This is a genomic window from Streptococcus sp. A34 (genome assembly GCF_043674115.1).
Lineage (GTDB): Bacteria > Bacillota > Bacilli > Lactobacillales > Streptococcaceae > Streptococcus > Streptococcus suis_V.
On sequence record NZ_JBIMJM010000056.1, the window covers coordinates 1 to 7847 of the forward strand.

Below are 7847 nucleotides of genomic sequence, written 5' to 3' on the forward strand. Positions count from 1 at the left end.
GAGTGGTGGTACTCTTATCATATCAAGGAATCTTCTTTTTGACTTCTATAAGTCTCACATCAATTGTAACGCTACATGCCATTTCCCGAAGAATCGTTATAAAATCTTTGAAAATGCCTCCAGTTATGATATAATAGCGTGTATGCAATAAAATTTTAAGGAGAATGACAGAATGTCTGTATCATTTGAAGCAAAAGAAACAAACCGCGGCGTTTTGACTTTCACAATCGGTCAAGATGCCATCAAACCAGAATTGGACCGCGTTTTCAACAAAGTTAAGAAAGATATCAATCTTCCAGGTTTCCGTAAAGGTCACTTGCCACGTGCCGTTTTCAACCAAAAATTTGGTGAAGAAGCACTTTACCAAGATGTAGTAAATGCTCTCTTGCCAGCAGCTTATGAAGCAGCTGTTGCTGAAGCAGGTCTTGAAGTTGTTGCACAACCAAAAATCGACGTTGTATCTATGGAAAAAGGCCAAGACTGGACAATCACTGCTGAAGTTGTGACAAAACCTGAAGTAAAATTGGGTGACTACAAAAACTTGGCAGTTTCAGTAGAAGCAACTAAAGAAGTATCTGACGAAGAAGTAGATGCAAAAATCGAACGCGAACGCAACAACTTGGCTGAATTGGTTATCAAAGAAGGCCCAGCAGCTGAAGGCGACACAGTTGTGATCGACTTTGTAGGTTCAATCGATGGCGTTGAATTTGACGGCGGTAAAGGCGAGAACTTCTCACTTGGACTTGGTTCAGGTCAATTCATCCCAGGTTTCGAAGCACAATTGGTAGGCCACGCAGCTGGTGAAGAAGTAAACGTTGAAGTGACTTTCCCAGAAGACTATCAAGCAGCTGACCTTGCTGGTAAACCAGCCCTCTTCGTGACAAAAATCCACGAAGTAAAAGCAAAAGAAGTTCCAGCTTTGGATGACGAATTGGCAAAAGACATCGACGAAGAAGTAGAAACACTTGATGAGTTGAAAGCTAAGTACCGTAAAGAATTGGAAGCAGCAAAAGAAGTTGCCTTTGACGATGCAGTTGAATCAGCAGCTCTTGAATTGGCTGTAGAAAACGCTGAAATCGTTGAATTGCCAGAAGAAATGATTCACGAAGAAGTTCATCGTGCAATCAACGAATTCTTGGGTGGCATGCAACAACAAGGTATCTCACCAGATATGTACTTCCAAATCACTGGTACAACTCGTGAAGACCTTCATAAACAATACGAAGCAGATGCTGAAAAACGTACTAAGACAAACTTGGTTGTTGAAGCAGTAGCTAAAGCAGAAGGTTTCGAAGCAACTGAAGAAGAAATCAACAAAGAAATCGAAGACTTGGCAGCGACTTACAAGATGGAAGTGGCACAAGTTCGTAGCTTGCTTTCACCAGAAATGCTTAAACACGACATCGCTGTGAAGAAAGCCGTAGAAGTGATCACAAGCACTGCAACTGTAAAATAGGATTGATAGGAACAAAGGTTGGGCAATTTTCCCAGCCTTTTTTCAATGCGAAGGATTTTTGGTAGAGTTGCACAAAATCGTTTTGCTATTTTTGTATACGTTGACCTAGTTTCTACAAACGCTTTCATTTACAATATAACTATCAAAGAAAGAGAGGATTGAACATGGTTCAATTAAATTTAAAAAACATTTACAAAAAATACCCAAACAGTGAGCACTACTCTGTTGAAGACTTTAACTTGGACATCAAGGACAAGGAATTTATCGTATTCGTAGGTCCTTCAGGATGTGGTAAGTCAACAACTCTTCGTATGATTGCTGGTTTGGAAGATATCACAGAAGGGGAAGCCTACATCGACGGCGTTCTCATGAACGATGTGGCTCCAAAAGACCGCGATATTGCCATGGTATTCCAGAACTATGCCCTCTACCCACACATGACTGTCTTTGACAACATGGCCTTTGGTTTGAAATTGCGTAAGTACAGCAAGGATGAAATCAAAAAACGTGTGGAAGAAGCGGCACAAATCCTTGGATTGACAGAATTCTTGGAACGCAAACCAGCTGACCTTTCAGGAGGACAACGCCAACGTGTTGCCATGGGTCGTGCTATCGTTCGTGATGCCAAAGTATTCTTGATGGATGAGCCCTTGTCAAACTTGGATGCTAAACTCCGTGTATCCATGCGTACAGAGATTGCCAAAATCCACCGCCGTATCGGTGCGACAACCATCTACGTAACCCACGACCAAACAGAAGCCATGACCTTGGCAGACCGTATCGTTATCATGTCTGCGACTAAAAACCCAGCAGGTACAGGTACAATCGGTCGTATCGAACAAATCGGTAGCCCAGAAGAGCTCTACAACCGCCCTGTTAACAAGTTTGTTGCTAGCTTCATCGGTAGCCCAGCTATGAACTTCTTCACAGTGACGCTTCAAGATGGCGTTCTTGTTGGAGATGGTTTCAAAGTGGATCTTCCAGAAGGACGTCGCAAACATTTGGAAGAAAAAGGCTACAATGGCAAATCATTTACTCTCGGTATCCGTCCAGAAGATATCAAGGCTTCTCAGTTGGAATTGGACACCTACCCTTCTTCCATCGTAGAAGCAGAAGTGGTGGTATCTGAGCTTCTCGGTGCAGAAACCATGCTTTACTCTAAAGTAGGTAGCACAGAGTTTGTATCTCGTGTTGATGCACGCGACTACCACAACCCAGGAGACAAAGTTCGCTTGACCTTCAACCTCAACAAAGCACACTTCTTTGATGATGAAACAAGCAAGGCGATTGTCTAACCTTTCTAAAAACGTTCATAAAACACCTGACCGCTAGATGAAAATCTGGCGGTTTTTTGGGGTTGAGAACGCATAAATACTTGTTTTTTTTATCAAATTCTATATAATAAATATAGAAAACACTTACAGGAGGTTCCTATGAAGACACTACTGAAAAAAATTCGTTTGGCAGCTCTTACTATCCTTCTTTACAATCTCATTCTAATCCTCTCCATTTGGCTAGGAAAGGTATCTTCCAAGGAAGAATTTATGATTGCAGTTGCAGGGAATGCGGTCATGATGGGTCTGTCATTCTTGCATTTGCACAGTCAAGTGTCGGATGAATTTCACGGAAAAATCAAGGATATTGAATAGAACCGCCAGTTTAAGCTGACGGTTCTTCATTTTCTTTATAGACTTGATAGAAATCCACCTTGAGTTGGATAAAGTGTTCCATATCGTGGAGAAGTTGGAAGAGGGTGGCCCTGGTTTCAAATTCTTCCCGTGTCTGAGGGAGAGGCCTCTCGCGGAACATGGCGTGAAAGAGCTCGATGTCGAGCAGGAGGTCCTGGGCAGAATTTTCCCGACTCAGTTGCTGGGCGGTTCGTTCAAAGAGGCTGGCCAAAATAATATTTTCCCGGCTCTCCAGGAAGCATTTGTTGATGGTCTTGGCCATGGTGCGTAGGATTTTGCTTTGGGTAGCCCGCATTTCAAAATAATGGACCTGATAATTGGTGCGGTGGAAGACCTGGTTGTGGCGGTCCAGGTAGACGACTTTCAAGGCCTCTTCCAGTGTCTGGTCCAGCTGATTGATCAATTCTGCCTCGTTACGCCCGTCTCCCTGGAGCAGGAAGGCCTCAAAACGCAGGAGAATCTGCTTGAGCAAGTCCTCAACTTGAACATGATAAGCTTGAATTTGCTGGTCCTGCGAGGGCATGTAGATATTGGAAATCAGGGCACTCCCTGCTCCAATCAGAAAAAGCGCCAGCTCATTTCCCAAAAAAGCGGGAGAAAGATTGGTCTCTAGCATAAGGTGGGTGACGAGGACGGTCGCAGGCGCAATGCCTGCCTCCCAGCGGAAGCGATAGGCCAAGGGAGCGTAGATGGCCAGGTAGATGCTGAGGGTCCAAATCTCAAAGCTCAGGAGGGAGAAGGTCGCGGTCGCGACAGTCAGGGCCAGTAGGGTGGAGTAAAAGCGGTTGCGGGCCATTTTGAAGCTGGACTTGCGGGTATCCAAGATGCTGAGGATGGCGATAATCCCAGCCGACGTCGCATAGGACAATCCCAGGGCGGTCGCTAGGTAAACGGCTAGGACGGTTGCGAAAATCAGTTTGATAGTGCGGAGGGAAAGGGACATGGAGGCTCCTTTGGTTTTAGTTTATTTCTATTGTATCATAAAACAAAACCCTCCTAAAGCTAGGAGGGGAATGGTTATGCAAATAGAGCTAGGACACCAACTACTAAGTAGCAGACCAATTTGTAGCTTTCATTGATAAGGATGAGCTGGATAGAACGTTGCTCAAATAAATAATTTTTCAGCGATGAAATGATAGCGAATACGCCCATGCCACCTGCTGCATGAAGTGGTGATACGCCAAGTGTTTGGATGTAAATCATTAACAAGACCGCAAAGATGACCTCGATAATGACAGACAGCATCATTTCTTTTTGTCCATTTTTACCAGCCTGACGATCAGCCTCAATCTTTTTCATATCAATGCCAGAGGCCTTAATCCAAGCATCGCGGAAAATCAAACCATACCACAAACCACCAATAGCAAAGGCTACAAGCCCTGCAACAATACCTAAAATAATCGACACAAGTTCTCCTTAATAGTTCCGCTTGTACGGACAATTTTTGAGATAAGGATACCACAGGGAGATGGGAAAGTCAAGATTAGAAAATAAATCGATAGTCAAAAGTGACTTTGACCTTTTTTGCGGGCAATCTATGCTATAATGGCAATATGGAAACAAATGATATCGTATATGGCGTGCACGCCGTTGTGGAGAGTTTGGAGGCCAACACTGGCAACAAGCTCTACATCCAGGACGACCTGCGCGGTAAAAATGTAGAAAAAATTAAAAATCTGGCAGCAGAAAAGAAGGTGTCCATTTCTTGGACGCCTAAGAAAACCTTGTCAGAGATGACAGTAGGGGCTGTCCACCAAGGTTTTGTCCTGCGGGTGTCTGAGTTTGCCTATGCGGAACTTTCGACTATTTTGGACATAGCAGAGCAGCAAGACAATCCCCTTATTCTCATCTTGGATGGTCTGACAGACCCCCACAACTTTGGCTCGATTTTACGGACCGCAGACGCTACTCAGGTAGCTGGGATTATCATTCCCAAGCATCGTGCCGTTGGCGTGACGCCGGTTGTGGCCAAGACGTCGACAGGTGCGGTGGCCCATGTTCCAATCGCCCGAGTGACCAATCTTAGTCAAACCCTTGATAAGCTCAAGGAGGCTGGTTTCTGGGTATTTGGTACCGATATGAACGGAACTCCAAGCCACAAGTGGAATACAGCTGGTAAGTTGGCGCTGATTATTGGCAACGAAGGTAAAGGGATTTCCAGTAATATCAAAAAACAGGTGGACGAGATGATTACCATTCCCATGAAAGGGCATGTCCAGTCACTCAATGCCAGCGTGGCAGCTGCTGTGCTGATGTACGAAGTATTTCGGAAGAAAATCTGATGAAGGAAAAAGTGCTCATTGTCGATGGCTACAATATGATTGCCTTCTGGCAGTCCACCAAGAAGGATTTTAAGAAGGGAAATCTGGATGCAGCTAGGACGTATTTACTGAGGACCTTGTCCCATTACGCAGCCTTTGAACATTTAGAAATCATCTGTGTCTTTGACGCCCAACATGTGCCCGGCCTTCGACAGACCTATGATGAATACAGGCTGACGGTGATTTTCACTGAGGAAGAGGAAACAGCTGACAGCTATATTGAGCGTTTGAGTGCAGAGCTTAATAGCGACCGGCGCAGGCAGGTTTCGGTGGCAACCAGCGACCTCAATGAACAGTGGGTGGTTTTCTCGCAAGGTGCCCTGCGTGTTTCTGCGCGAGAACTAGAGGAACGGACCAGGGTGGTCAAAAAAGATTTAGACAAATTTGTGGACCAGGTGGACCTCTACACGCCTAGATTATCTCCCTGGTCCCAAGGAAATTTACAAGATTTGCAACATTTAATGGAGGAATTGGATTCGTGACTTTTAAGATTGTAACAGACTCAACGTCTGATTTGCCACAGGAGTGGTTAGCAGAAAATGAAGTGACCGTGCTCGGTTTGACCATCAATTTGGACGGAACAACCTATGAAACGGTAGGATCAAATCGACTAACAAGTGCAGAGCTACTCAAAAAAATGGAGGCGGGTGGTCAGCCGACGACCAGCCAGGTCAATGTTGGTCAATTTGAGGAGGTATTCGAAGAGGCTGCTAAGGCAGGACAAGATGTGCTTTACCTAGCTTTTTCAGCAGCCCTATCCGGAACCTACCAGAGCGGTGTCATTGCGTGTGACATGGTCTTGGACCAGTATCCAGAAGCAAGCATTGAGATTGTCGATACCAAGGCAGCTTCTATCGGTGAAGGTTATCTGGTAATGAAGGCAGTAGCAGCGCGTGCGGAGGGTAAGAGCTTGGCTGAGGTCAAGGAGCTGGTTGAGGACTTAGCCCCTCGTTTGCGGACCTATCTTTTGGTCGACGACCTCAATCACCTGGTGCGCGGTGGCCGCCTGTCCAAGGCAGCAGCCCTCATTGGTGGGCTGGTCAACATCAAACCTCTCCTGGCCCTTAATGCCGAAGGTAAGCTAGAGGCAGTCGCTAAGTTGCGTGGTCGTAAAAAAGGTGTCCGTGAGATGTTGGACCGTACCCTGACTGATTTGGATCATTCAACGGTCATGGTCGCTTACACAGGTGATTTGGCAGCAGCTCAGGACATTCAGTCTACCCTTTTGGAAAATGACCAGGTAACCGATGTTATCTTGACCGAGTTGGGACCTATTATTGCTACCCATACAGGTACAGGTTCCCTAGCCATTCTGTCTATTTCTACCGAGAAGAGAGCCTAGTATCAGCTCTCTTTTTACCAGTTATGGAATAAAACGCTTACAAGGAGAATGCATATGAAACGTTTACTATCTGCCTATGCCAGCGAGATTGCTCAGATGACTCCTGCCCAGCTCAAGCAGGCTATTTTGGCCAGCGAAGGCCGGACTGTTCTGGGGGAAACGGTCGTTACGGCTGCCCCGCTGATTGCGGGTGTTTCCAATGCCGAGATGATGGCAGCTTTTAGCTGTGATTTGCTGGTGCTCAACGAATTGGATGTTTTTTCTCCCCAGATTGTCGGTTTTTATGATTGCGACAATCCCATTGCAGAGCTGAAACGATTGACAGGTCGGCCCATTGGGATTAACTTAGAGCCAGTTGATGAGGAGCAGGATTTACTTGAAGAACGCATTTCCCTCTCCGCAGGTCGTCTGGTCAGTCCAGACAGTCTTATTAGGGCAGAGGAGCTGGGCGTAGACTTCATCATGCTAACTGGAAATCCAGCTACGGGGGTATCCTTGTCGGCTATCCGCTCTGCCATTTCCCTAGCAAAAGAGCACTTCAAGGGGCTAGTCTTTGCTGGGAAAATGCACGGTGCTGGTCTGGGTGAGTCGGTTGTGGATAGACAAGCTCTGCTGGATTTTGTGGACTTGGGGGCTGACGGTGTCCTCATTCCTGCGGTCGGAACGGTGCCGGGTGTGCGTGAGGAAATTGTGGCACCGATTATCAGTCAGGTCAAGACGCGTGGTGCTTTGGTTATTTCGACTATCGGGACCAGTCAAGAGAGTGCGGATCCGCAGACCGTGCGGGAATTTGGGCTTAGTAACAAGCGGGTCGGTGCGGACATTCATCATATCGGAGACGGCGGTTTTGGCCGTATGCCAGACCCTGAAAATATCTTGGCCTTGTCCCTGGCGGTCAGAGGCAAGCGCCATACTTACTTTAAGATGGGACAATCTATGAGACGATAAAACGCGGTTTAAAAAGCGCACATTGTCAAGTCAAGTGCAACAAGTTCATTGATAACTAGAGATCCAGAGGTTAAGCTGTCTGGGCTAGCCCA

General features: G+C 46.1%; 9 protein-coding genes. 7 read left to right on the plus strand and 2 right to left on the minus strand.

Annotation, left to right across the window (positions count from 1 at the left end; translation table 11 throughout):
* Positions 1 to 172: 172 nt before the first annotated feature.
* From tig to ACHBGV_RS09945, 3 genes are all read left to right on the plus strand, one after another.
* Entirely contained in the window at positions 173 to 1456 is a 1284-nt protein-coding gene (gene tig, locus ACHBGV_RS09935; protein ID WP_024406467.1) for a trigger factor, read from the plus strand.
* Between the two features lie 164 nt (positions 1457 to 1620).
* Positions 1621 to 2751, plus strand: coding sequence for an ABC transporter ATP-binding protein (locus ACHBGV_RS09940; protein ID WP_172008975.1), 1131 nt, complete (start codon positions 1621 to 1623; stop codon positions 2749 to 2751).
* A 138-nt stretch (positions 2752 to 2889) separates the two neighbouring features.
* A complete protein-coding gene (locus ACHBGV_RS09945; RefSeq protein ID WP_394736250.1) occupies positions 2890 to 3105 on the plus strand; it encodes a hypothetical protein in 216 nt (71 codons plus the stop codon).
* A 10-nt stretch (positions 3106 to 3115) separates the two neighbouring features.
* Here ACHBGV_RS09945 and ACHBGV_RS09950 read toward each other — a convergent pair whose 3' ends face one another.
* Complete coding sequence (locus tag ACHBGV_RS09950) at positions 3116 to 4087, minus strand: aromatic acid exporter family protein (RefSeq protein WP_394736251.1); 972 nt, start codon at positions 4085 to 4087, stop codon at positions 3116 to 3118.
* Positions 4088 to 4161: 74 nt separating this feature from the next.
* Positions 4162 to 4551 carry a DUF1761 domain-containing protein gene (locus ACHBGV_RS09955; RefSeq protein WP_105111365.1) on the minus strand — a complete coding sequence of 130 codons (390 nt, stop codon included), beginning with the start codon at positions 4549 to 4551 and terminating at the stop codon, positions 4162 to 4164.
* Positions 4552 to 4697: 146 nt separating this feature from the next.
* On the opposite strand from ACHBGV_RS09955, the gene rlmB reads away from it, so the two are divergent.
* Genes rlmB through ACHBGV_RS09975 form a run of 4 tightly spaced genes read left to right on the plus strand, consistent with a single transcriptional unit; the run spans position 4698 to position 7755 of the window.
* Positions 4698 to 5426, plus strand: a complete 729-nt coding sequence (gene rlmB, locus ACHBGV_RS09960) for a 23S rRNA (guanosine(2251)-2'-O)-methyltransferase RlmB (RefSeq protein ID WP_394736252.1) — start codon at positions 4698 to 4700, stop codon at positions 5424 to 5426.
* Positions 5426 to 5947 carry an NYN domain-containing protein gene (locus ACHBGV_RS09965; RefSeq protein ID WP_394736253.1) on the plus strand — a complete coding sequence of 174 codons (522 nt, stop codon included), beginning with the start codon at positions 5426 to 5428 and terminating at the stop codon, positions 5945 to 5947. The genes rlmB and ACHBGV_RS09965 overlap by 1 nt, the downstream gene beginning before the upstream one ends.
* Positions 5944 to 6807: a DegV family protein gene (locus ACHBGV_RS09970; RefSeq protein WP_394736254.1), complete on the plus strand. Its 864-nt coding sequence runs from the start codon at positions 5944 to 5946 to the stop codon at positions 6805 to 6807. The genes ACHBGV_RS09965 and ACHBGV_RS09970 overlap by 4 nt, the downstream gene beginning before the upstream one ends.
* Before the next feature lie 54 nt (positions 6808 to 6861).
* The gene (locus ACHBGV_RS09975) at positions 6862 to 7755 is read left to right on the plus strand and encodes a haloacid dehalogenase-like hydrolase (protein ID WP_172021211.1); all 894 of its coding nucleotides are present in this window, start codon (positions 6862 to 6864) and stop codon (positions 7753 to 7755) included.
* Positions 7756 to 7847 lie beyond the last annotated feature (92 nt).

Excerpts from the sequence above, each read along its gene's own strand:
- tig (WP_024406467.1), top strand. The coding sequence starts at position 173 with ATGTCTGTATCATTTGAAGCAAAAGAAACAAACCGCGGCGTTTTGACT.
- ACHBGV_RS09940 (WP_172008975.1), top strand. The coding sequence starts at position 1,621 with ATGGTTCAATTAAATTTAAAAAACATTTACAAAAAATACCCAAACAGT.
- ACHBGV_RS09945 (WP_394736250.1), top strand. The coding sequence starts at position 2,890 with ATGAAGACACTACTGAAAAAAATTCGTTTGGCAGCTCTTACTATCCTT.
- ACHBGV_RS09950 (WP_394736251.1), bottom strand. The coding sequence starts at position 4,087 with ATGTCCCTTTCCCTCCGCACTATCAAACTGATTTTCGCAACCGTCCTA.
- rlmB (WP_394736252.1), top strand. The coding sequence starts at position 4,698 with ATGGAAACAAATGATATCGTATATGGCGTGCACGCCGTTGTGGAGAGT.
- ACHBGV_RS09965 (WP_394736253.1), top strand. The coding sequence starts at position 5,426 with ATGAAGGAAAAAGTGCTCATTGTCGATGGCTACAATATGATTGCCTTC.
- ACHBGV_RS09975 (WP_172021211.1), top strand. The coding sequence starts at position 6,862 with ATGAAACGTTTACTATCTGCCTATGCCAGCGAGATTGCTCAGATGACT.